Raw genomic sequence first — 22,960 nt, 5'->3', positions numbered from 1 at the left:
GTTAAGCGAGCTCCCGGCTGCGCTCGGCAGCGGCGATGACGGCCTCCATGAAGGCGGAGCGGGCTCCCGACTGTTCAAGAGCACGCACTCCCGCAATGGTGGTGCCGCCTGGAGACGTCACCATGTCCTTCAACGTGGCAGGGTGCAGCTGACGTTGATCCAACAACGCGGCCGTCCCGGCCAGGGTGCGGTGAGCCAGACGATGGGCCAGATCACGCGGCAGACCGGCCGCCACAGCACCATCCGCCATCGCTTCAGCCATGAGGGCCACAAACGCTGGGCCGGAGGAGGTGAGGGCGAGAAAGGCATCGAGCTTCGCTTCAGGCAGCTCCAGCACCTCGCTGACACCGGCAAACAACTCGCGCACCTTCAGGCGTTGCTCAGAGCTGATTGCCTCTCCCCAGGCGAGGGCCGTGAGCCCCTCCCCCACTAGGGCTGGAGTGTTCGGCACCGCGCGCACCACCCGATGGCCTGGGAACAGGCGCTGCAGACGATCAAGACTGACGCCGGCCAGAACCGACACCAGCAGGGGGTGATTGGCAACGTCGGGTGCGGCGGCGGCGATCCCATCAATCTGCTGCGGCTTGACGGCCAGCAACTGCACGGGAGCCGACCAGACCTGCAAGGCCTCAGAACAGCCAGAGGGGTGAATCGACACGGCCTCGAAGGTCCCCTGAGCCAAACGCTGGGCCGTGGCGGCGGAGCCCACCACCGCATGCACCTGATCAGCAGAAAACGACCCGCTGTTCAGCAGTGGTTCCACCAGGGCCTGGGCCATGCGGCCCAGGCCGATCACACCGAGGAAAGGAACCAATGGACTCGGACTCAAAGGGCTGTGGCGCCCCAGGCGGGAGAGGGAGCCGCCGCTGCTTCCTGTTGTGGCTCCACCTCCGTCTCACGGTTGACCACCGTTGGAGTGGACGCCTCGTCATGACTGGTGTTGGTCACGGTGACGCAGCTGGGGGCGAACAGGAAGATGCTTTCACCGACCCGTTCCTGGTGACCATCGATGGCGAAGGTGCCACCAGCAACGAAATCCACAGCGCGCTGGGCCTGATCCGGCTCCATCATCGTCAGGTTGAGGATGACGGTTTTGCGCTCACGCAGGGCCTGAATCGCCCGGGGCATTTCGTCGAAGCTGCGGGGCTCCATCAGATTCACTTCGGCAGCTGCGGTGCTGATGCCCGGCATGCCGATCACATTGGAGCCTGAAAAGTTGTCTCCCAAATCGAAGGGATTACTGTCACCGATGGTGGCCAAGGCGCCACCATCGGCCTGGCTGGCCCGCTGATCCTGTTCGGGTTGATCATCGTCATAGACCAGATCATCAAGATCGCCATCGAGATAGTCGTCACCAGCGACGACGGCACGCAGGCGGGAAATCAGCGACACCTTGAAACTCCTTTCGGGCTGAGACGTAAGGGGGAAGTCCTCGCATCAGGACCGCCCTGTCCTTGAATAACGTTTCAGAGAGCTCTCAGCAAGTCATCCAGCTGGTGGTGATGCAGACGGCCGTGGGCCAAAGAGCACGGAACCAAGCCGCAGCCAGGTGCTGCCCGCCGCGGCCGCCTCACGCCAGTCGCCACTCATGCCCATCGAGCACTCCCCCAGCTCCAGCTGATCGGCGAGCTCGCGACACTCTTGGAACAAGGCCTGTCGATCGTCGGCCTCGCAGCCCATCGGGGCCATGGTCATCAGGCCGACGACCGTCATCGATGGCAAAGCAGCCAGCTCTGGCCAGGCCGACAGCAACTCATCCCGCAGGAAGCCCCCTTTGTTGGTATCGGGCCTGAGCTTCACCTGCAGCAGCACCTCCGGCCGTTGCTCTTCCTCGCCGGCAATCCGCGACACCCGTTGCGCCAGAGGCAGAGAGTCCACCGAATGAATCACCGGAAAAGCACGCACCACCGATCGCACCTTGTTGCTCTGCAACCGGCCGATGAAATGCCAACTCAACGACAGATCGGCCAACTGGTCCTGCTTGGGAAGCGCCTCCTGCACGCGACTCTCACCGAAGTGCCGCTGGCCGCTTTCCGCCAGCTCGCGGATCGCCTCGGCAGGGTGACCTTTGCTCACAGCCAGCAGCCGAGCCGTGGCCGGAAGCTCCGCCTTGAGAGCGGACCAGCGATCGAAGAGAGGGCCTGACAAGGCTCAACCGTCAGATGAAGGTTTGATCAAACAACTGCCGCCAGTTCTCGAGCTCTTCAGAGCCGGCGCGCTGGCAGCGCTGCAGATTGACATCAGCATGGTGACGGGCATCGCCGTAGGGAATCACCTCGAACTGCGCCCCACGGGGTTGCAACGTCACCAGGAAAAACATGCGCTGGGCGTACAGCGTGGCGTAGATGTCCCGACCTTCACCGGCCGGTGCCACCCGATACAGCATTCCGAAGGTGGGGTGGTTGAGGTAACGCTCGGCAGCCATGGATGCAGCCTCCATCACATAGCACCGTACCGAGTCCTCAGACCCAGAACAGCCAAGAGACTCAGCACAGCCAGTGCATTCAGCAGCGGAGCCGGCTGCTCCTCCGGCAGTCGAAAGCCGGCAGGGCCCGACACCATGCCGCCGCGGGCCACCAGAGCATCGGCTCCCTGTTCCGCCCGCAGGAGGATGTTGGCCAGCAACCGTTCCCCCACCGCCAGCACCAGCCCGAAGGATGCCTTGAACCCCAATCGGCGCAGGTTGACGGCTCGACTGGCCAGGGATCGCAGCAGATTCTGCAGTTCCTCCTGCACCAGCGGAAGAAAACGCAGGGCCAACAACAACTGAAACCCCAACCGCTCCATCGGCAGACCGAGACGGCTCAGGGGGGCAAACCACCAACTCAGGGCCCACACCAGGTCTTCAGGCGGGGTGCTGATCAGCACCAGGTTGATGCTGTGGATCACCGTGAAGATCAGCGTTGATGTCCGCAGTCCCAGCAGCAGCGAAGCCCGGTCCACCGAGAGCGGACCCAGCTCAAACACCACCCAGGACGGTCCCTGGGACAGGGCATCCGGCAGCTCCTGGGGATCGCGCAACCCCAGGGCCGCTGCCGGATCAGCGGCCGGCAACAACATCGACAGGGTGCCGACCGCCAACGCCAGGAGTGTCAGCACCAGCAGGGAACGCCACCAGATCCTGCTGGGCATGCCACAGCTCAGGGTGAGAAGGAGCAGACCCAGCACCAGCGCAACACGCCACAACGGCCCCGCCAGCACAGGCGTAAGCAGAAACACCAGAGACCACGCCAGCTTCAGACGGGCATCCAGTCGACGCAGCCAGCCCTCACGCCCGTCGACGAACTGCCCCATCGGGATCTGCCGCAGCCAGTCCATGGGTCAGCTCTGACGGTTCTGCTGCCGCACCATGTCCCGTTCGGCATCGCGCTGCTGCTTTCCACGCCAGTACAGCTTCACCGGAGTGCCGTCGAACCCCAGCCCCTCCCGGATCTGACGCTCGACATAACGGCGGTAGGTGTCACCGAAGAGCTTCGGGTCGTTGACGAACAGCGTGAAGCTGGGGGGCCGGCTGGCCACCTGGGTGCCGTAGTACAGACGCCCCTGACGTCCACCGCGGGTGGTGGGGGGACTGCGCCAGCTCAGGGCCTCCTTGAGCACTTCGTTCACCACTGAGGTGCTGACGCGCCGGCGGTGCTGCTCCACCGCCAGGGACGCCAAAGCGAAGATGCTGTCCACCCGCTGACCGGTGAGGGCCGAGGTGAACAGCATCGGTGCCCAGTCGAGGAAATACAGCTTGGCGCGGAGTTCCTTCTCCATGGCGGTCATGGTGTGGCTGTCCTTCTCCACCGCATCCCATTTGTTCACCACCACCACACAGGCTCGACCGTCCTCCTCGATCCGCCCCGCCAGTCGCTGATCCTGTTCGGTGACGCCATCGAGGGCATCGATCACCAGCACGCAGACGTCACTGCGATCAATCGCTTTGAAGCTGCGGTTGATGCCGAAGAATTCAGGCCCGTAATTGACGCTCCGGCGGCGTCGGATCCCCGCGGTGTCCACCAACCTCCAGGGACGGTTCTCGCGAACGATGTTGGTGTCAATGGTGTCCCGGGTGGTGCCGCGGATGGGGCTCACAATCGCCCGTTGCTCACCACAGATGGCATTGAGCAGGCTGGATTTGCCGACGTTCGGTCGTCCGATGATCGCCATCTGGATCGGCTCCTCCTCATCACCCTCCTGGTCTTTGGGGGGGAGAAAGGTCAGCACCTGATCCAGCAGATCCCCGGTGCCGACGCCATGGATGGCGGAGATCGGATGGGGCTCTCCCAGTCCAAGGCTCCAGAATTCAGCCGCCATCGCCAGACCCTGCTCCGGCGACTCGCACTTGTTGACCGCCAGCAGCGTCGGACAGGGTCGACTGCGCAGGAACTCCGCAATGGATTGATCCGCGGCCGTGATGCCCTGCTGGCCATCGACGATCACCACCGCGACGCTGGCTTCCTCCATGGCCAGAGCCGCCTGCTCGCGGATCTCCGGCAGAAATTCACTGTCGTCATCGAACACCAGACCACCGGTGTCGACCACCTTGAACTCACGGTCGCCCCAGTAGCCGTCCTGATACGTCCGGTCGCGGGTGACACCGGGCTCGTCATGCACAATCGCCTCGCGACTGCGGCAGAGACGATTCACCAGAGTCGACTTGCCGACATTGGGGCGTCCGATGATCGCGACGACAGGACGCGCCAAGGGGCGGGACTCCGATCAATCCTTGACCCTACAGACCCGCTGACACGGCAAGGTTCACGCCACTGGCAGGTCGCCGGGATGTCCGGCGACCGGATCGGAGGGCACCGGCAGCTCGGGAGCCAGGGGCCCCTGCTCCGGAAGGGGCATCTCCTGCTGGGCCAGCCAGGCCAGCAACCAGCTCACGGCGGTGGCGCGGCGGGTCCGTCGCGGATAGAGCTCACCGATGCGGTAACCCTGAAACTTCAGTTGCTGCTTCAGCAGCTGCTTGTGCTGCTTCGGGATCGATCGGGTCAGACGCACCAAGGCCGGCCGTTCAGCAATCAGCTGCGGCCCCTCAGGGAAGGCCTCCACCCAGTCGCTGGGTGTCTTGGAACCAGCGCGCCAGACGCCGTCTGAGTCGACGTAACCCAGACGCTCCCAGATCCGCTCACAGACGAAGCGGTCGCTGCAACGGTCCTCAAGGATCTGCAGGAGCAATGCCCGGCTGAGGGGCCAGAGATCGGTCACATGAGTCGGCAGCATGGGCCCATGCTTGCAACCCTCCCGCTGCAGCTTTCGGGATCCGGCACAGCGCGGCGGCTGAATTGCCGCGTGCTGCAGTCCCCCCTGGCCGGTGTCAGCGACAGGGTGTTCCGGAATCTGGTGCGCCGCTGGGCACCGGATGCCCTGCTGTTCACCGAGATGGTGAATGCCACCAGCCTTGAGCTGGGCTTCGGCCGGGGCAAGGTGGAGGAGCTCGGCGATGAGCAGGGGCCCATCGGTGTGCAGCTGTTTGATCACCGCCTGCAGGCCATGGCGGAGGCGGCCCGCAGAGCAGAAGTCGCCGGGGCCTTCCTGATCGACATCAACATGGGCTGCCCGGTGCGCAAGATCGCCCGCAAGGGAGGTGGATCCGGGCTGATCCGCGATCCCGATCTCGCCAGCAGGATCATCGAAGCCGTGGCCGGGGCCGTCAGCCTGCCGGTCACTGTGAAAACAAGGCTGGGGTGGTGCGGCAGTGACGCCGACCCTCAGACCTGGTGCCAGCAACTTCAGGATGCCGGCGCACAGTTGCTCACCCTGCATGGCCGGACCCGTGAGCAGGGGTTCAAGGGCAAGGCGGACTGGGCAGCCATCGCTGCCGTCAAACGGTCCCTCACCATCCCCGTGATCGCCAACGGAGACATCAACACACCTGAGGATGCTCAGCGCTGCCTGGCCGAGACCGGCGCCGACGGCGTCATGGTGGGCCGAGGAACCATGGGAGCCCCCTGGCTGGTGGGGCAGATCGATGCAGCGCTCAAGGGCCTGCCGGTCCCTGCCACCCCTGGCCCCGCGGCCCGCCTGGCCCTGGCCCGGGAGCAGCTGCAGGCCCTGGTGGAGGCCCGAGGTGACCACGGACTGTTGATCGCCAGGAAGCACATGGGATGGACCTGCACAGGCTTCCCCGGAGCTCCGCGGTTGCGCCATGCCCTCATGCGCGCGCCAACCCCAGAGGACGCCCTAGCGTTACTGGACACCCAACGCCTGGCCCTGGAGTGAGCCTGTTGCTGCTGCTCTGGCCGCTGGCGTTGATCCAGCGACCGGAAGCGGATTCTCCGCTCTGGGCCCGACGCAGCCTGATCCTGTTGATCAGCGGACTCACCGTTCGCTACCTGCACTGGCGCTGCACCGCCAGCCTCAATCTCGACAGCCCTGTCTCTACGGGACTCAGTGGTGTGTTGCTGCTGGCGGAGGGCTGGCTGCTGATCACCGGCCTGCTGCCGCTATGGCTGGCCTGGCGCCGCTTCCCCGACCGTCGCCAGGAAGCCGACCGTCGCCATCAGGACTGGCAGACCTCGAGCTGGAGACCCCATGTGGACATCCTGGTACCCACCTGCGGTGAGCCGCTGGCGGTATTGCAACGCTCGCTTCTGGGCTGCACGCAGCAGAGCTATCCCAACACCAGCGTCTGGGTCCTGGATGACGCCGGCCGTGAGGAGGTGAGACAGCTGGCCAGGCGACTGGGCTGTCGCTACCTGCACCGTCCCGAGCGTCGACACGCCAAGGCGGGCAACCTCAACGCCGGACTGAGCCGCTGTGATGGCGAGTTGGTGGCGGTGTTCGATGCGGACTTCATCCCCCAGCGCCGCTTCCTGGAGCGCAGCATCGGTTTTCTGCTGGAGCCCGACGTGGCCCTGCTGCAGACACCGCAGTCGTTCATTAATGCCGATCCGGTGATGCGCAACCTGCGGATGGAATCGTGGCTGCTGCCGGATGAGGAGAGCTTCTACCGCTGGATCGAACCGGTGCGGGACAGCTGGGGGGCTGTGGTCTGCGCCGGCACCGCGTTTGTGGTGCGCCGACGCGCCCTGGATCAGGTGGGTGGCTTCGTGGAGTCGGCCCTGTCGGAGGACTACGTCACCGGCATCGCCCTACGCGAGCAGGGCTGGAGATTGCTTTATCTGCAGCAGAAGCTCAGCGCTGGACTGGCCGCGGAATCCATGGCGGACTTCGTTCAGCAGCGGCAAAGGTGGGCCAACGGCACCCTGCAGAGCCTGCGCTTGCCCCAGGGTCCGCTGCAGGCCCGTGGCCTCCGCCTGGGCCAACGGTTGGCCTACCTCGAGGGCGTCATCCACTGGCTGAGCAACCTGCCAAGGCTGGTGCTGATGCTGATGCCGCTGAGCTATGGACTGCTTGGCATCACACCGATCCTGTTAAACGAACGAGCGATCATCGAGCTGATGCTGCCGTTGTGGGGAACGGTGCTGCTCAGCATCGGCTGGCTGAACCGCAGCAGCCGCTCCGCCCTGCTCACCGAACTGACCGGCTGGGTGCTCACCGTTCCACTGGTGTTGACCCTGATCAGCCACGTGTTCGGAGCTTCGATGGGTTTCCGGGTCACCCCCAAGCATCGCCGGCGATCCCAGGGCGGCTGGGCCTGGTTTCTGGCGCTGCCCCTGATCCTGCTCAGCCTGCTCAACCTGGTGAATCTGCTGGGCCTCCTCCTGCAGCTGATGCAGACGGGCTGGGGAGGACTCGGGCTGCTTCAACTGGGACTGGTCTGGGCCGTGCTCAATCTGCTCGGGACCCTGGTGGCCCTTCGCGCCTGCTGGGATCCCCCCCAGAGCGATCCCTCCCCCTGGCTCAGCCTGGATCAGCCCGCCGAGCTCACCGATGCCGGAGGCCATCGCCACAAATGCCGGATCACCGCCATCAGCGAGAGCGGTGTGGAGCTGGCTTTCGCCAAAGGGGTGCCGCCCATCGTCGCCAGCAGTCAATTGCAATGGACGTCTGACGTTGAGCCCCTGCCGGTGGTGCTGCTGCAGACCCAACCGCGCCGTGCGGCCCTGAGCTGGGGAAACCTCAGCCAGCGGCAGCAGCACAGCCTCATCCGCTGGTTGTTCTGCCGCGATGGGATCTGGCCGGAACGGCTGCCCCGGCGGGAGTTGATGGGGCTGCTGATGCTGCTGAAACGGTTGCTGCTGGGGGGCTCGGCTCCTGCACCCTTCAACCGCTGCCTCGTCCCACGACAACCCTGAGTTCAGGGCAGCACGTCAGGCCAGCCCTGACGCACCAGCAGCAGCGAAAAGTAGGGGCGTTCACTCGCCTCCATGTCGCCAGCAGGGCGAACGACCTGATCCGGCCAGCCCACCCGCTCCGCGAACAACGCCGCGCTGAGCAGGCTCCGGCGCTCCAGCAACGGGCGAACCCAGGACCATCGGTGACCCAGCTTCATCAGGGCCAGCACCCTGGACTGCTCTGCGGCCGTCTCGAGCAGACCGGTCAGGGCATCAGCTGTCTCGGGACAAGGCAGCACCAGCAACTGGTCCTGCTGCAGGGCGAGAGGCCAGGTCGCCGCTGCTGCCGCTGCGGAGATGGCTGTGATCCCAGGAATCACGCGAATGGGGCAATCAGGATGACGCTGCTGCAACGCCAGCAGCACGTAGCTGCCGGTGGCGAACAGGGATGCATCCCCCTCGCAGAGCAACGCCACCGACCTTCCAGCGCTAACTTCAGCAGCGACGGCATCGGCCGCCCGGTGCCAGGCCTGTTGCCGGGGTGCCGCCGCCGCCACCATGGGAAACGACAAGGGCAGCAGCCGTTGCTGCGGAGCGATGTACCGGGAGGCAATGGCTGCGGCCATGCTGGCGCCCCCCTCGCGGGCCAGCGGTGTGGCCACCACATCGGCCTGTTCGATCGCGTGCACCGCCGCCAGCGTCAACAGTTCAGGGTCGCCGGGGCCAACCCCCACCAGCGTGAGGCCAGCGGCAACGGACGGGTTGATGATGGACAGCGGAACGGTCCTCCGGGAGCCCGGCGATGAGTCGTCTCAGCATCTTTCCAGACCATGGCGATGACCGCGGCAGCGGCCTCCCTCTGCCGAATCTGGTCTGCAACGACCCGGCCTCGATCCAGGCTGCACTCGATGAACGGGGTGTCGGTTTTGAGCAGTGGCCTGCGGCCCATGCCCTGCCCCCGGACGCGGACCAGAGCGCAATCCTGGCGACCTACGCCACGGAGGTGGCCAGGGTCCAGAAGGAGGGTGGTTATCAAACGGTGGATGCCATCCGAATGACGCCAGACCATCCGGAGCGCGTCGCCCTGCGCAGCAAATTCCTGGCGGAGCACACCCATGCCGAGGACGAGGTGCGCTTCTTCGTGGAGGGTCAGGGGCTGTTCTCAATGCACATCGGCCAGGAGGTGCTGGTGACGCTGTGTGAGCGCGGCAACCTGATCAGCGTCCCGGCCGGGACGCGCCACTGGTTCGACATGGGACCAACCCCATCGTTCTGTGCCCTGCGCTTTTTCAACAACAGCGAGGGCTGGGTCGCGACCTTCACGGGAGACTCCATCGCCGATCGCTTTCCGCGCCTCGACTAAACCATGGTTGGCATCGTTCTGATCAGACTGCTGATGACAGGGCTGGCCCTGATGGCGCCAACCGCGGCTGCGAAATCCATGTCACCGGAGACCATCCGCAAAGTGGCGCGGCTGGAACTGGCCCGCAGCATCCGCGCCTTTGCCGCAGGCTCTCTGGCCAATGGCGAATGCCTGGTGCGCCGTGGTCAGTTGTCCCAACAACAGGCCGAGCAAGCCACCGCCATTGCCCTGAAAGAAATGGCCATCAGCGCTGCTGTGCTGGAGAACCCCCAGGTCCGCAAGGCAGCCGATCTGTTGGGTACCGAGCTGACGGACAGCTGCGACCTGAGCTCACTGGATGACGAAACCGCGCGTCAACTGGTTCAGGATGAGCTTTAGGGAAGGAGTAGTCAGGTGATGTTTTCAGGTTGGGGACTGAGCTGGGGGGGCTGGCTCGATAACCGCCGCGGCGAATGGTGGCTGCTGGCCCAGCTGGTGATGATCACGGCACACCTGCTGCCGCCCTGGCCAACAGCTGCCGCCTGGGGGTTGGAGATCTGGCCCCGTCCCCTTTTCATCGTCGGCGTGCTGCTGCTGTTGAGCGGCTTGGTCGTAGCAGCCCAAGCCTTTGCCGCCCTCGGCAGCAGCCTGTCTCCGTTGCCGGCGGCCAAGCAGGGAAACCGCCTGATCTGCCAGGGGCCTTATCAACGCTGCCGGCACCCGATGTACCAGGCCGTGCTGCTGTGTTCCCTCGGGGTGGTGCTGGCCTTCGGCAGCCTGCTGCATCTACTGCTGCTGCTGGGGCTGGTGGTCGTGCTGGGGGGGAAAGCCCGCCGGGAGGAACGGTCCTTGCTCCAGCTCCATCCGGACTACGCGACGTACCGCTCCACAACCCCGGCCATTGCCCCTGGGCTCCCCTGGCTCGACTGGCGTGATTGAGTGCAGGAGGTGCGCCTGTGCTGAAATATCGCCAACTTTTTGAGATCTCGTGCCTCATCCTTCGCGCCGTAAGGGAATCATCCTGGCCGGAGGCAGTGGCACGCGGCTGCATCCGATCACCCAGGCGGTGAGCAAACAGCTGCTGCCGGTGTACGACAAGCCGATGATCTACTACCCGCTGAGCACGTTGATGCTGGCGGGAATCCGTGAGGTGTTGATCATCACCACCCCCCACGATCAGGAGGCCTTCCAGCGCCTGCTGGGCGACGGCAGCCGCTGGGGAATGACGATCGAATACGCCATTCAGCCCAGCCCGGATGGGTTGGCGCAGGCCTTCCTGATCGGCGCTGAATTCCTGGATGGGGCATCGGCTGCCCTGGTGTTGGGGGACAACCTGTTCCACGGTCACGATCTGGTGCCACAGCTGGTGAGCAGCGATGGCCGGGAGGAAGGCGCAACGGTGTTTGCCTATCCCGTCAGCGATCCGGAGCGCTATGGCGTGGCTGAATTCGATGCGGAGGGGAGAGTGCTGAGCATTGAGGAGAAGCCCCAGCAGCCCAAGAGTCGCTACGCCGTGACCGGCCTCTACTTCTATGACTCTTCCGTCGTGGAACGGGCCCGCCAGGTAAAACCCTCAGCCCGTGGGGAGCTGGAGATCACCGATCTCAACCAGATGTACCTGGATGACGGCCTGCTCAGGGTGGAATTGATGGGTCGAGGGATGGCCTGGCTGGACACCGGCACCTGCGACTCCCTTAACGATGCCGGTGGCTATATCCGCACGCTGGAACACCGTCAGGGCCTGAAGGTGGGTTGCCCGGAGGAGGTGGCCTGGCGCCAGGGTTGGATCAATGCTTCGCAATTGGAACGACTGGCACAGCCCCTCAAGAAGAGCGGCTACGGCACCTATTTGCTGCAGCTGCTGGAGGAAAGCATCAGCGATCACGCCGCGTTGCAGAGCAGTCTGGAGGTGCCGACCCATGCAGGTTGAGCAACTGCAGAGCCCTCAAGGGGCCACCATTGAAGGCCCCCTGCTGATCAGCCCCAAGGCCTTTGGCGATGAGCGGGGCTGGTTTTTTGAAAGCTGGAACCAACGCAAATTTGATGAGGCCGTGGATGAAGCGGTGGTGTTCTCCCAGGACAACCACTCCCGCTCCGCACAAGGGGTGCTGCGCGGTCTGCATTACCAACTCTCGCCGGAACCGCAGGCCAAGTTGGTGCGGGCCAGCATCGGAGAGATCTTTGATGTGGCGGTGGACATCCGCCGGGGTTCCACCACATTCGGGCAGTGGGTGGGTGCCCATTTGAGTGCAGAGAACAAGCAGCAGCTCTGGGTGCCGGAGGGCTTTGCCCACGGCTTTCTGACCCTCAGCGCTGTGGCTGAAGTGCAGTACAAGGCGCGCGGCTTCTGGAACAAGGATTGCGAGCGGGCCATCCGCTGGAACGACGCCACCATCGGCATCGCCTGGCCCTTGGATCAGCTGGCAGGAACTGAGGTGAACCTGTCGGGCAAGGATGGAGACGCCGCCAGCCTGGATCAAGCCACGGCAACTGGAGATATATTCTGATGAAGGTGTTGCTCACCGGTGCTGCCGGCCAGCTGGGCCAGGCGTTGATCGAAGCGACCCCGGATGGGATTGAGCTGCTGCCCAGCAGCCGCAGTGGAGGGGATGGATTGTTGGCCCTCGATCTGGCCGATGCCATGGCCTGCAGCAAGGCGGTGGAGGAGCACCGCCCCGACTGGGTTCTGAATGCCGGTGCGTACACCGCGGTGGACAAAGCGGAAGCGGAGCCAGAGCTGGCCCATGCCGTGAATGGAGCCGCACCCCGCGCCTTTGCAGACGCCATCGAGGAGTACGGCGGCCGGATGCTGCAGCTGAGCACCGACTTTGTCTTCAACGGTCAGCAGGGGTCCCCTTATCGGGTCGATCAGAAGCGCGATCCTCTAGGGGTCTATGGCGCCAGCAAGGCCAGCGGAGAGGAGGCGGTGGAAGAGCTGCTTGGGGCAAGTGACCAAGGTGTGGTGCTGCGCACCAGCTGGGTGATGGGTCCAGTGGGCAAAAACTTTGCCCTCACCATGTTGCGGCTGCATCGGGAGAGAGAGCAGTTAGGGGTGGTGGCCGATCAGGTGGGCTGCCCGAGCAGCACGTTGAACCTGGCGACGGCTTGCTGGACGGTGATCACCACCAGCTGTAAAGAAGTAGTACTCCCCCCTGTCATGCATTGGTGTGATGGCGGCGCCGCCAGCTGGTATGACGTCTCCGTAGCAGTGGGTGAGTTGGCAATGGACCTTGGTCTGCTGGAGAAAGCCGCCACGGTGAATCCGATCAGCACCGCCGACTACCCAACCCCAGCCACCCGTCCCGCTTATTCCCTGCTGGATTGCCAGGGAAGCCGCGCGGCGCTGAATCTTGAGGCGCAGTCCTGGCGGGCAGCTCTCAGAGATGTGCTGCGGGCCATCCCCACCAGCTCGTGATTGCGATGACCAACACCATGCCGACGGCTGCTGAGCTGCTGGGATCCCGCCGGCGGGTGCTCGTGACAGGAGGGGCTGGATTTATTGGCGGAGCCGTGGTGCGGCGCCTGCTGCGCGAGAGCGACGCCATGGTGTTCAATCTCGACAAGATGGGCTACGCCAGCGATCTCACCTCGATCGAGGAGGTGCTGACTGAGCTTGGTGATGGAGCTGCCCAACGACATGTGCTGCAACAGGTGGACCTTGCTGACGCCAAGGCGGTCCGAGACGCGGTGCAGGCAGCGGATCCCGATCTGGTGATGCACCTTGCGGCGGAAAGTCATGTGGACCGCTCGATTGCGGGCCCTGGTGTGTTCATCGAGAGCAACGTGACGGGGACGTACAACCTGCTGCAAGCGGTACGGGAGCATGTCGAGGGCTTGAGCGGAGAGCGCCAAGAGAACTTCCGACTGCATCACATCAGCACCGATGAAGTCTTTGGCTCCCTGGGCGAGGAAGGTCGTTTCTGCGAAACCACCCCCTACGACCCGCGAAGTCCATATTCGAGCAGCAAGGCGGCCAGTGACCATCTGGTGAGCGCCTGGCACCACACGTACGGATTGCCAGTGGTGCTGACGAATTGCTCCAACAACTACGGACCTTGGCAATTCCCCGAAAAGTTGATTCCCGTCGTGACGTTGAAGGCTGCTGCAGGAGAGCCAATCCCCTTGTATGGCGATGGATTGAACGTCAGAGACTGGTTGTACGTGGAAGACCACGTCGATGCCCTGCTCCTGGCCGCTTGCAAGGGAGCATCAGGCCGCAGTTACTGCGTCGGCGGCTATGGAGAACGAACCAATCGCGAGGTCGTGGAATGCATCTGTAGCCAGTTGGATCAGCTACTTCCGACGCGCAATCCGCATAAGCAATTAATTCAACTGGTGACTGATCGGCCTGGACATGACAGGCGATACGCCATTGATCCAGCAAGAATTGAAACCGAGCTGGGGTGGAAACCACGGCATGATTTCAATGAAGCCATCGCGAAAACAGTGCAGTGGTACATCACACACTATGCCGAAAAGAAAACGTAGTGGAACAAACACAAGAAACCAGAAAAGACAGATGCCATCGGCAGGATTGGGTTAGAAACAACATACGACTACTTGGCGACGGGAAATACTACGCCGAACATGCAAATTGTTACTTCGAAACACGCAAAGGCATCGCGAAAGGGTACTACTTACTTCGACTATCAATTAATTCCGAAGAGCAGCCAACACTTTGCTCCGTTTCCATAGAGCCGGTTGGTCCCAACAAATTGCTGGCAAGAACATTCACAGTGCCGATCCAAGGCACAAGATCAGAACCGTGCCTTGTACTTCCAATCGTCGTCCTGCAAAGGAGCAGAGTCAAGATCAAACCAGTCAATACTCCCGGAGCAATCAATGCGACTATTTCACTATTGCCTACAACCGAAGATACGTTTGTAGATATTTTAAGACAATGGACATCAAGGAAGCCCAAGGCAAACGACAATGTCATCGAGGGGGAGGCCTACTCGACAAAAAAAGAAATTGCATGGCGAACAGAACAGATCTATCGATCATCCCAGATCAGGCATCAGTCTTGGCCCAAAAAACCTATCAACAATCAAACCCAGCAAGGAGCAGATGACCAATACAATCGCTACTTAAAAGAAATCGAACCAGAGCTCGACCACACGGAAGAGCAAATTAGGGAATGGCTTGACCTAAATAAAGACGCCCCACTTATCAGCATTATTATTCCTACCTACAACACCAACAGCAACCACCTTCGCAAATGCATCGAAAGCGTATGCCGTCAAAGCTATCCCAACTGGGAACTCTGCATCTGCGATGACTGCTCCAGCACAGTGAGCGTCAAGACAACCCTCAAGAGCTATCAAGCGATAGACCCTAGAATTAAACTTATCTTTCGCGAAAAGAATGGCCACATATGTGAAGCCAGCAATGACGCACTTAGTCTGGCGACAGGAGAATACGTAGCATTACTCGATCACGACGATATCCTTGCAGACAATGCTCTTTACTGGGTGGCACGTGAGTTGCAAAAAAAGCCGCAAGCAAATTTAATCTATAGCGATGAAGACAAAGTCAACGATGATGGAATACGTTCATGCCCACACTTCAAGCCAGCCTTCAACATAGATCTACTCTTGTCTTATAACTTTATTTCACACTTGGGTGTTTACAGAAGAGAGATCCTCAAACAAATTGGTGGCTTCCGGGTTGGCTTCGAGGGAAGCCAAGATCACGATCTTGCGCTCAGGACTGTCCTGGAATCTTCCCCGGACCAAATTATTCACATCCCCAGAGTCTTGTACCACTGGCGAGCACATTCTGGATCAACCGCCAGCAACCCAAACAGCAAGGATTACACAACTGAAAGCGGACACAGAGCAGTTCAGCACTACCTGGACGAGCAGCATCGACGTGGCGGCATTAAGGCAACAGCCCGCATCAAGGCAAGGAACCGATTCACCTGCGAGTGGCACATACCAGAAAAGCCACCATCTGTGGAACTCATCATCCCCACTCGAGATCAAGCAGAGGTATTAAATCTGGCAGTTGATTCAATCATCACCAAGACGACATATACGAACTATACAATCACAATTGTAGACAACCAGAGCGCAGAGGTCGAGACAAAGAATCTATTCAAAAAACTGAAAAGAAAACATGGTGAAAAAATAAATATAATCAAGTATAACAAAAAATTCAACTTTTCAGCCATCAACAACTATGCCGTCAGCAAATCAAGGGCAGATATCATTGCTTTGGTCAATAACGATGTTGAGGTTATCACTGGCGAATGGCTCCAAGAACTTGTTTCCCACACTTCAAGGCCAGACGTTGGTTGTGTCGGCGCAAAGTTATACTATTCGAATGGGACTATTCAGCATGGAGGTGTAATTATTGGAATTGGCCAAGTCGCCGGTCATGCCCATAAATACTTTCCGGAAGATAGTCCTGGTTATGTCGACAGACTTCAATATGTACAACAGATGACAGCAGTAACTGCAGCATGCCTCGCAATTCGCAGAGAAATTTTCAATAACGTCGGCGGACTAAATGAACAAGACCTCACAATCGCATTTAATGATGTCGACTTCTGCATGAGAGTTCACGCAAGAGGATATCGGAATATTTTCACGCCATACGCTGAGCTGTTTCACCACGAATCAATATCGCGAGGAGCCGAGGACTCTCCCGAAAAGCAAGAAAGGTTCAGGAAAGAAATAAACTTCATGCTGAATCAATACGACATTCAAAACATCAAAGAACTACCAAGTGATTTGTTTTACAATCCAAACCTAACAAAGATCCGTGAAAATTTTAGCGTCAGCACTTCCCCAGAAAGCATCAAGAAAGGAATTGAAATTAGATCCAGTTTCAGGAAGATGAAAGATTACTATCAGCGATATTAAGCTAAAAATCATTTACGGAAACATTTGCTAACGACCTGCCAAGATTTCAACCCACTGATAATTTAATCTCTCTGAGATACTAGCAATGTCTGGGGTAGCATGTTGAAAACAATCAAAGATCTCTTCAGCCAGCTCCAAAAGACTAGTCAACTCAGGATTTGTTGCCACAAATGGTTCCCTTACGTTATCAATCTTGGTTCGATACAATGATGGCCTTAAAAAGGATTTTGCCTGATCAAGCGTCGATTCCATAAAGCTTTGATTCCAGTTCAGTCCAAAAGAATCCAAAATAGATTGAGGCCTATTCATCAGTTGGTAGTACGTGAGAATATTGCGTGAATAAGGACGTGAGGTACATTCAGCGCGTAAGACTGATCCGATCCACAAGTTAAGAGCGTCGTATGGAGAAATTTCTTCCGCCTTACACAAAGAAATAACAACCTCAACAGGAGAGCGTAATATCAACAAAAAATCCAACTGCAGTAGAGAATCAACTAAGCATGGGGTCATACCCTCGATCAAAATACAAAGGCGTGGATCTTTCAAGACGAAGTGTTCCTTCGTATTATAGGCATTTTGCAAATCATGCCAATAAGAATCGATCCAGTCTAGAGCTGCCGCTGATTTCCACCACCCAAGAGACCAACGATAAAGAGTAGACCAATGGCTATTTTGAGAAGCCAAAAAACGATCAGAAGAAGTGACTAAAGAAGTAGATTCCCAATAGCCCAACAGATTATTTTCCGTGGCACCTAATGCATCCGTAGGTCCTGCAATGCCTAAGTTACCAAGTAATCCAGTTAAAGCAGAGGTTCCACTACGATGCATCCCTAAAACAACCGTCATCTGTTGAGGGAATGACTCACGCAAACGACGACTGTAAGCCGAATAAAATATACGAATACTTTGACTCAGTGATACGAGAGAGTCGGGGAATGAAAACACATCAGCAATGAGTATAAAATCATCATCAGATTTTAGTAATTTACCCAAGCTAATGCAAAAGAGGTGAAGTTTATAGCGATATTGTTGATCGTTTCTGCACGCAAGATTATTACAAGCACAAAGTAAATGAGTTGCGCAGTAGCGAAGACGTGCCTCAGTAAAAGAGGTGCGATGTGACAATAAAGCAGGCTTCCAATCCTCCTTCAGGATTTCTGCAGGAACTAGACTGGCAAGAAGTCGCACGAAGTCACTAAGCGTGGAAGAATTATCACATGTTGCTGTATCGTTCAAAGAACAGACTGGCTTGATAATTTTCTGCCATCTTCCGGACAAATAATCATCCGCCAAGACGCGACAGGCAAGTATCTGATCAGTCTTGTTCATTGATGGCTCCAGAATCTCGTGAACCAATAATCAACTTTTGCATAGCACTAATCTGTGCGTTCGCGCACGATAAAAGATGCTCTAGTTCATGAACACGAGAAGTTAGTCGGTCGACTTGCAACGATTGATCTCTATCGAGAATATTTTTGACATTTGACTCTGAGAGATCAATCCCCTCATATTGCCCATTTTGCCAATAGTGATTGATCAACTCTCTGTTGGATATTTGTAGGAGATCTGGCCTCTGAGATCGATATAACTCAAAAGGGAAAATATGCTGCAACAACTGAAGTGAGGGATCTTGGTCTGTCAATTCAGAGAGCTGATTTGGATTACGTTGAATAGCATCATTTATCAATTTAGATACATCACTAAAATTAGGCTGTGATAACCAGTGGTCAATAAGTTCTGCATCTGTCATTTCCTTCGTCTGAGGAAATAGCTCTCGATAGATATCGGCATTAAATAGTGCCAAAAGTCCATCTCTGTCTAATGGATTATGGATACTCTTTTCCATCTCCTTGGCAATTTCTCTAAAACTAGGCTGTGATAACCAGTGGTCAATCAGTTCAACATCTGTCATTTCCTTCGTCTGAGGAAATAGCTCTCGATAGATATCGGCATTAAATAAAGCCAACAAACCACATCTAATTATGGACAGATGAAGTGACGATATCTCAAGCTCAGGAGTCCATACACAAGAATCAACCGACGATTTGCAAAAGCCAGATGCCCCCAAAAATGCTTCAGCGGCCTCACGAGATTTAGAGCTAGTGACTAAACCACGCAAAGAAATACGAGTGCAACGGGCCAACCACTCCTTCAAACTTTGAAGAGCAACTAACGGATCACCTTCATACAAAATAAGCTCAAAAGTTGAAAGTGGATCAGAAATAATTTTTTGATGTGTTAATACAGTAGAAAGGGTGATACCTTCAATCTTCCTGCTTTCAATTAATCTTAGGTTTGGATATTGTTCAGATAACTCTGATAATGTTGAAGGACCATTGAAGCGACTGTCAGAGAAAATATTCCAATCAATAATCTGATGATCGAATTCTGAAATAACTGTCTGGTTGAGCAGTACTACATTGTCGACAGGTGGTTCGGGGTAGTGAGCACAATAGAACTTTTGAGCAATTAAATCTTTCTGATCAATTGACTCAGCATCAACAATCAAACAAGGGCCATCAGGAAGCTGCGTTGGTGATGCGGGACAGCCAACTAATACACTCATGCATTGACTGAACGCCATGTGAGCTTCAGGAGCGTTCTGCATTATAGACTGCGCGTAAGAATCAGGAATCAAATGCAGTACTGGTATTCGATATCAAATATTAGTGCATCACTACAAGACAAACTAGCTAAAGCAGGACTTAAACCTCTTTCATCTGCCAATCCTGATATTGAACCTCAAAATGTATTATTAATTTATTCGGCACCCAATCAAGTGCTCGAACAAAAAAGACTGGAAGAAAGTACGGCAACAAAATGCGATGAAATTCACGTGCATTACGAAGAGTTATCGCTTTTATCGTTAAAATATAAAAATATTTCATCAAGTTGGCGTCTTGATCTGCTCGACATTACATCGATCAGAAGATTATGCAATGGTGAGGATCCACAGCTAGATAAAAGTAATAACTTCCCAAGCTTGAAGCCCCTTTCTAGCTTGCTAACCCTAGCTATTGCGAAAAAAGAACCAAGAATTATTGATATTTACCTCAATCTAGAACTTAAATCCTGTTTATTTGGTCTGGAAGCAGACAGCAACTATATACAAAGGTTGATTCAAAGCTCATTGACTGATCTCGTGCTGATGGACTGGTGGGAGGTCAACCTTGACCGAGAAGCAAGTTTTGAAGAAGTTAGAAATAGTGTAAATCAATTAGCGCAGATCCAAAATGACTATGAAAGCCTTATGAAGGATAATGAACGGCTGAAAAATTTATTAAGGAAACAAAAAACTAAAAATGCACTACTTTTGGATGAAATCAAAGAACTAAGAAAGTCCTCGACGAATCAATCGCTATCTAACAAGCTAGATATAGAAGAGCACAATCTTGGATGGGCCAATGATGAAAGAACTAGTCAAGAATCAGGAATTGATGTGCGCCAGTCAAGTAGACAATTGGAGACCAAAAACTCTGATAAGAAAAGACAATTTTACATAATGGTCCTGCAAAAACTTCTGAGGCTAGTCAGCAGGAAAGCCCAATGAATCCAAACGACAGGTGGGCAAAATCCTTTCAGGATTGGAGAAATGGAAAAACCTCTATTAGCTCTTTACAAAAGCAGCTCAAACACTTCAAGCGTATCGGTATAGATCTTAATTTAATTAAAACAGATCTTGCGAGACTGCATGATTACTTAGACTTTCATCTTCTTAATCCGCGATATTTACCTATTTCCCTACTGTTGGAGCCAGCAACATGGAACCCTTCAGAGGATGGAATTCAAAAACTCCCCTTACTTCTTCAACATCGGCACCTCTCATCAATTGATGAGTTACTGATGAGTGGGACACTTAATCAAATTTTAAATGGTCATCTTTCTCTTTACGGAGATCTACCGCCCATTCCCATTGGAGCTTATGACTCAGGCCTGAACAAGACACAGAGACAAATTAGCCGCGCTAATAAAATCTCTTTACTCGAACATCTCGCAACTGAGGGGTGGGACCATTTCCGTCGGCAAGAGTCTGTTGCGACAGGGCTTGATCGATATCATCCAACAAAGCTACCCACAATAAATCCCGGCGTTTTAACATCAAAGTATCTTCTTTTAGTGATTGATGGAACAATACATCGAGCACAATCTTTAGCTGTTACAGGTGGTTGGGAGCATGTGGTTTCATGCTCTTTGGCAAATATGAATTCTTTGCCAAATCTGCTACGAGATTACTCTGCAGAGTGGATCAGCATTTGTCATGCCAGCGATATCTTGGCCAATGGAGCCCTACATGCCTTAGCGGGACATCTCCAACAAGCGAAAACGAACACTGTGATGACCTGCGATGACATTATTGTTCGCCAACTTTGGAATGATGGACTTGGATACGAACATCGGCAATACCGAAGCTCAGTATCAGCCATTCGTCTGTGTACTCGAGGAGGCATTGGAGGACTTCTAACGCTCGATTATTCTCTATTTAAGCAGTGTTCATTTGCTCCTAGTTATACCTGCCTTGAAGCATTGCGTCTGGATGTACTGCTACAGATCACTCGCGAGCCGATCAAGACTACCCATTGTCATCAGGCACTTGTAAAGCATCAAGGTTCTAAGAATCCTTCAATGCCTGAACAAGGCTGGCCCCGTGAACGATGCCCATTTAGTGATAAGCAATTAGATGAGATAGATCGTATCAAGAGTCAGCATGCCAAACAATATTTTGGAATAGAGGGAGGACTCAAGCCCAACCCCTTGCAGGCAGGATGCCATGACTTGTCACGCCCAACAGATGAATCATCGTTGGTTTCCATATTGATTCCATTTAGAGATCAAGTGGAATTAACAAGCACATGTGTCAAATCAATTCAGCAAAATGCAGGGAAAAGCTGCAATTATGAGATCATTCTAATTGACAACGGGAGTGCCGACAATTCAACAATAGAATGGATAAAAAAAGCTATCAAGGAAGACAATATTCAATGCACACGTCTCGATGAAGAATTCAATTACTCGCGGCTAAACAATAGAGCTCGTCAGTTGTGCAAAGGAGATTTTCTACTTTTTCTCAACAACGATATTGAGTTCGTCTCCGAAAGTATTCTTGATGTACTTCTAGATCCCTTTGCACATCCCAAAACTGTAGCCGTCGGTTCGAGACTTAATTATCCCGATGGAAGCATCCAACATCAAGGAGTTGTCATTATTCCTGGAGAGCGTCGTTGCGTTCTCGAACCTGGTAAGCATCTTAAAGAGCAAGAGGTGATTGCTAGCCTTTTGCCACTCAGAACACAAGAGGAGTTTTCCGCAGCCTCTGCAGCCTGCTTGATGGTGAAAGCCGAGTGGTTTGACTTTGTGGGTGGATTTGATGAAAAACTCGCCGTTGTTTTCAATGATGTCGACCTTTGCCTCAGGCTCAGGGATGCAGGGGGGAGAATTGTTGTAACGCCACATGCAACAATCACTCACTATGAGTCAATTAGTCGCGGTAAAGATCAAGTTGGATTTGCTTGGGCAAGACATCAACGAGAATCTGGTCGACTTCGCCTAAAGCACAAAACAATTTATGCACAAGGTGATCCATTAACCAGCCCCCTCCTTCATCATCATTCGACTAGATACGAACCAATCCTGAAACAAGTGGCCCCTCTCAGGCCAGCACGAGAAGAAGTGCTGTTGACCTGGAGGCGTCCGTTAAGAAAGAATGACAAACGCATACCGCTTATATTCGCACAATATGGATCCAATGACGACAAACCAATCCGCTCTGACATTCTTGATCTCTTAAGAACGTATAGACGTCATTTTTATGTTCAAGTCGTTGCTGCGACACCATCATTGTTGGAACACCCTCGTGATTTAGCAGCTCTTAGGAATGTTTGTGATGGTCTGATCATTCGACGTAATGAAGGGTATGACTTTGGGAGCTGGATGACTGGTCTAAGATTTTGTCGCGATCTGATCAATCAAAGACAATCTGTATTGCTCAGCAACGACAGTTTCTGGGGTCCGATTCGTCCCCTAACTGGACTTGTGAATCGCCTTACCAATAGTCAAGCGGATGTGATCGGTTTAACGGATAACCTCATGTATGAACCGCATCTACAATCTGCGTTTCTAATGTTTAAAAGTCGTGCTATTGCTTGCCCAGCATTCTGGCAGTTTTGGGAGCAAATAATGTGCTGGGATGAAAAACGCAACATCGTCAAAAACTATGAGGTAGGTCTCTCCATCCTCCTTAAGAAGAATGGGATGACCCTTGAAAGCCTTTTCTCAAAAAATGCCAACGGCAATATTCTACATGCTGAATGGAAATCACTCATTGAGAATCATGATTTCCCATTTATCAAGGTTAGCTTGCTTCGAGACAATCCTCATGGTGTAGACATTAAAGACTGGAAAGAAACCATTCGTCGCGGCAATCGTCGGTTGGCGGGACAAATAGAAAATTATCTGGAGGAGACAGAACGAATGCGCGAAGATCATTGAACAATAAAAATACAACTTAGCTGAAGAGACAAAAAGTATGCTCGACGAAAACATAATCAATAAACTCGGAGTTAATATTTTTCATTCATCCCTAAAAA

At 55.6% G+C, this 22,960-nt stretch carries 22 protein-coding genes; 12 read left to right on the top strand and 10 right to left on the bottom strand.

From position 1 onward, the window contains the following. Window position 1 precedes the first annotated feature (1 nt). The 7 genes from proC to SynA1528_RS03115 all read right to left on the bottom strand — a co-directional run bounded on the left by proC (window position 2) and on the right by SynA1528_RS03115 (window position 5,211). Entirely contained in the window at window positions 2-778 is a 777-nt protein-coding gene (gene proC, locus SynA1528_RS03145; RefSeq protein ID WP_502707738.1) for a pyrroline-5-carboxylate reductase, read from the bottom strand. Window positions 779-825: 47 nt separating this feature from the next. Beyond that, complete coding sequence (locus SynA1528_RS03140) at window positions 826-1,392, bottom strand: cell division protein SepF (protein WP_186587656.1); 567 nt, start codon at window positions 1,390-1,392, stop codon at window positions 826-828. A gap of 93 nt (window positions 1,393-1,485) precedes the next feature. Next, window positions 1,486-2,148: a YggS family pyridoxal phosphate-dependent enzyme gene (locus tag SynA1528_RS03135; protein WP_186587655.1), complete on the bottom strand. Its 663-nt coding sequence runs from the start codon at window positions 2,146-2,148 to the stop codon at window positions 1,486-1,488. A gap of 10 nt (window positions 2,149-2,158) precedes the next feature. Further along, complete coding sequence (locus tag SynA1528_RS03130; RefSeq protein WP_186483207.1) at window positions 2,159-2,425, bottom strand: PipX family protein; 267 nt, start codon at window positions 2,423-2,425, stop codon at window positions 2,159-2,161. Window positions 2,426-2,439: 14 nt separating this feature from the next. Further along, window positions 2,440-3,318 carry a CbiQ family ECF transporter T component gene (locus SynA1528_RS03125; protein WP_186587654.1) on the bottom strand — a complete coding sequence of 293 codons (879 nt, stop codon included), beginning with the start codon at window positions 3,316-3,318 and terminating at the stop codon, window positions 2,440-2,442. A gap of 3 nt (window positions 3,319-3,321) precedes the next feature. Next, complete coding sequence (gene der, locus SynA1528_RS03120) at window positions 3,322-4,689, bottom strand: ribosome biogenesis GTPase Der (protein WP_186587653.1); 1,368 nt, start codon at window positions 4,687-4,689, stop codon at window positions 3,322-3,324. Between the two features lie 54 nt (window positions 4,690-4,743). Further along, entirely contained in the window at window positions 4,744-5,211 is a 468-nt protein-coding gene (locus SynA1528_RS03115; RefSeq protein ID WP_186587652.1) for a DUF1823 family protein, read from the bottom strand. A gap of 6 nt (window positions 5,212-5,217) precedes the next feature. Between SynA1528_RS03115 and dusB the strand changes: the two genes are divergently transcribed. Beyond that, the gene (dusB, locus tag SynA1528_RS03110; protein WP_186587651.1) at window positions 5,218-6,210 is read left to right on the top strand and encodes a tRNA dihydrouridine synthase DusB; all 993 of its coding nucleotides are present in this window, start codon (window positions 5,218-5,220) and stop codon (window positions 6,208-6,210) included. Then, a complete protein-coding gene (locus tag SynA1528_RS03105; RefSeq protein WP_286187880.1) occupies window positions 6,207-8,189 on the top strand; it encodes a glycosyltransferase family 2 protein in 1,983 nt (660 codons plus the stop codon). Before dusB ends, SynA1528_RS03105 begins: the two co-directional genes overlap by 4 nt. Before the next feature lie 2 nt (window positions 8,190-8,191). Here the strand turns inward: SynA1528_RS03105 and cobI are convergent, their stop codons facing one another. Next, window positions 8,192-8,902: a precorrin-2 C(20)-methyltransferase gene (gene cobI / locus SynA1528_RS03100; protein ID WP_186587649.1), complete on the bottom strand. Its 711-nt coding sequence runs from the start codon at window positions 8,900-8,902 to the stop codon at window positions 8,192-8,194. Window positions 8,903-8,970: 68 nt separating this feature from the next. Between cobI and SynA1528_RS03095 the strand changes: the two genes are divergently transcribed. Genes SynA1528_RS03095 through SynA1528_RS03060 form a run of 8 tightly spaced genes read left to right on the top strand, consistent with a single transcriptional unit; the run spans window position 8,971 to window position 16,376 of the window. Next, entirely contained in the window at window positions 8,971-9,531 is a 561-nt protein-coding gene (locus SynA1528_RS03095) for a 1,2-dihydroxy-3-keto-5-methylthiopentene dioxygenase (RefSeq protein WP_186587648.1), read from the top strand. Window positions 9,532-9,564: 33 nt separating this feature from the next. Beyond that, window positions 9,565-9,909, top strand: coding sequence for a glutamyl-tRNA amidotransferase (locus tag SynA1528_RS03090; RefSeq protein WP_186587647.1), 345 nt, complete (start codon window positions 9,565-9,567; stop codon window positions 9,907-9,909). An 18-nt stretch (window positions 9,910-9,927) separates the two neighbouring features. Continuing rightward, window positions 9,928-10,449 carry a methyltransferase family protein gene (locus SynA1528_RS03085; protein WP_186587646.1) on the top strand — a complete coding sequence of 174 codons (522 nt, stop codon included), beginning with the start codon at window positions 9,928-9,930 and terminating at the stop codon, window positions 10,447-10,449. Between the two features lie 49 nt (window positions 10,450-10,498). Further along, window positions 10,499-11,440, top strand: coding sequence for a glucose-1-phosphate thymidylyltransferase RfbA (gene rfbA / locus SynA1528_RS03080; RefSeq protein WP_186587645.1), 942 nt, complete (start codon window positions 10,499-10,501; stop codon window positions 11,438-11,440). Beyond that, window positions 11,430-12,017, top strand: coding sequence for a dTDP-4-dehydrorhamnose 3,5-epimerase (rfbC, locus tag SynA1528_RS03075; RefSeq protein ID WP_186587644.1), 588 nt, complete (start codon window positions 11,430-11,432; stop codon window positions 12,015-12,017). The genes rfbA and rfbC overlap by 11 nt, the downstream gene beginning before the upstream one ends. After that, entirely contained in the window at window positions 12,017-12,925 is a 909-nt protein-coding gene (gene rfbD / locus SynA1528_RS03070; protein WP_186587643.1) for a dTDP-4-dehydrorhamnose reductase, read from the top strand. Before rfbC ends, rfbD begins: the two co-directional genes overlap by 1 nt. A 5-nt stretch (window positions 12,926-12,930) precedes the next feature. Then, window positions 12,931-13,998 carry a dTDP-glucose 4,6-dehydratase gene (gene rfbB / locus SynA1528_RS03065; protein WP_186587642.1) on the top strand — a complete coding sequence of 356 codons (1,068 nt, stop codon included), beginning with the start codon at window positions 12,931-12,933 and terminating at the stop codon, window positions 13,996-13,998. Then, window positions 13,998-16,376, top strand: coding sequence for a glycosyltransferase family 2 protein (locus tag SynA1528_RS03060; RefSeq protein ID WP_186587641.1), 2,379 nt, complete (start codon window positions 13,998-14,000; stop codon window positions 16,374-16,376). Before rfbB ends, SynA1528_RS03060 begins: the two co-directional genes overlap by 1 nt. Window positions 16,377-16,403: 27 nt before the next feature. Here SynA1528_RS03060 and SynA1528_RS03055 read toward each other — a convergent pair whose 3' ends face one another. Both SynA1528_RS03055 and SynA1528_RS03050 read right to left on the bottom strand, forming a co-directional pair. After that, entirely contained in the window at window positions 16,404-17,705 is a 1,302-nt protein-coding gene (locus SynA1528_RS03055) for a sulfotransferase family protein (RefSeq protein ID WP_186587640.1), read from the bottom strand. Then, a complete protein-coding gene (locus SynA1528_RS03050; RefSeq protein ID WP_186587639.1) occupies window positions 17,692-18,960 on the bottom strand; it encodes a hypothetical protein in 1,269 nt (422 codons plus the stop codon). Before SynA1528_RS03050 ends, SynA1528_RS03055 begins: the two co-directional genes overlap by 14 nt. 54 nt (window positions 18,961-19,014) lie before the next feature. Between SynA1528_RS03050 and SynA1528_RS03045 the strand changes: the two genes are divergently transcribed. Next, window positions 19,015-19,926: a hypothetical protein gene (locus SynA1528_RS03045; RefSeq protein WP_186587638.1), complete on the top strand. Its 912-nt coding sequence runs from the start codon at window positions 19,015-19,017 to the stop codon at window positions 19,924-19,926. Further along, a complete protein-coding gene (locus SynA1528_RS03040) occupies window positions 19,923-22,862 on the top strand; it encodes a rhamnan synthesis F family protein (protein WP_186587637.1) in 2,940 nt (979 codons plus the stop codon). The genes SynA1528_RS03045 and SynA1528_RS03040 overlap by 4 nt, the downstream gene beginning before the upstream one ends. The last annotated feature ends 98 nt before the right edge of the window (window positions 22,863-22,960 follow it).

Source organism: Synechococcus sp. A15-28 (assembly GCF_014280175.1).
Classification (GTDB): Bacteria; Cyanobacteriota; Cyanobacteriia; order PCC-6307; family Cyanobiaceae; genus Parasynechococcus.
This window is presented reverse-complemented; position numbering and strand designations above follow the sequence as displayed.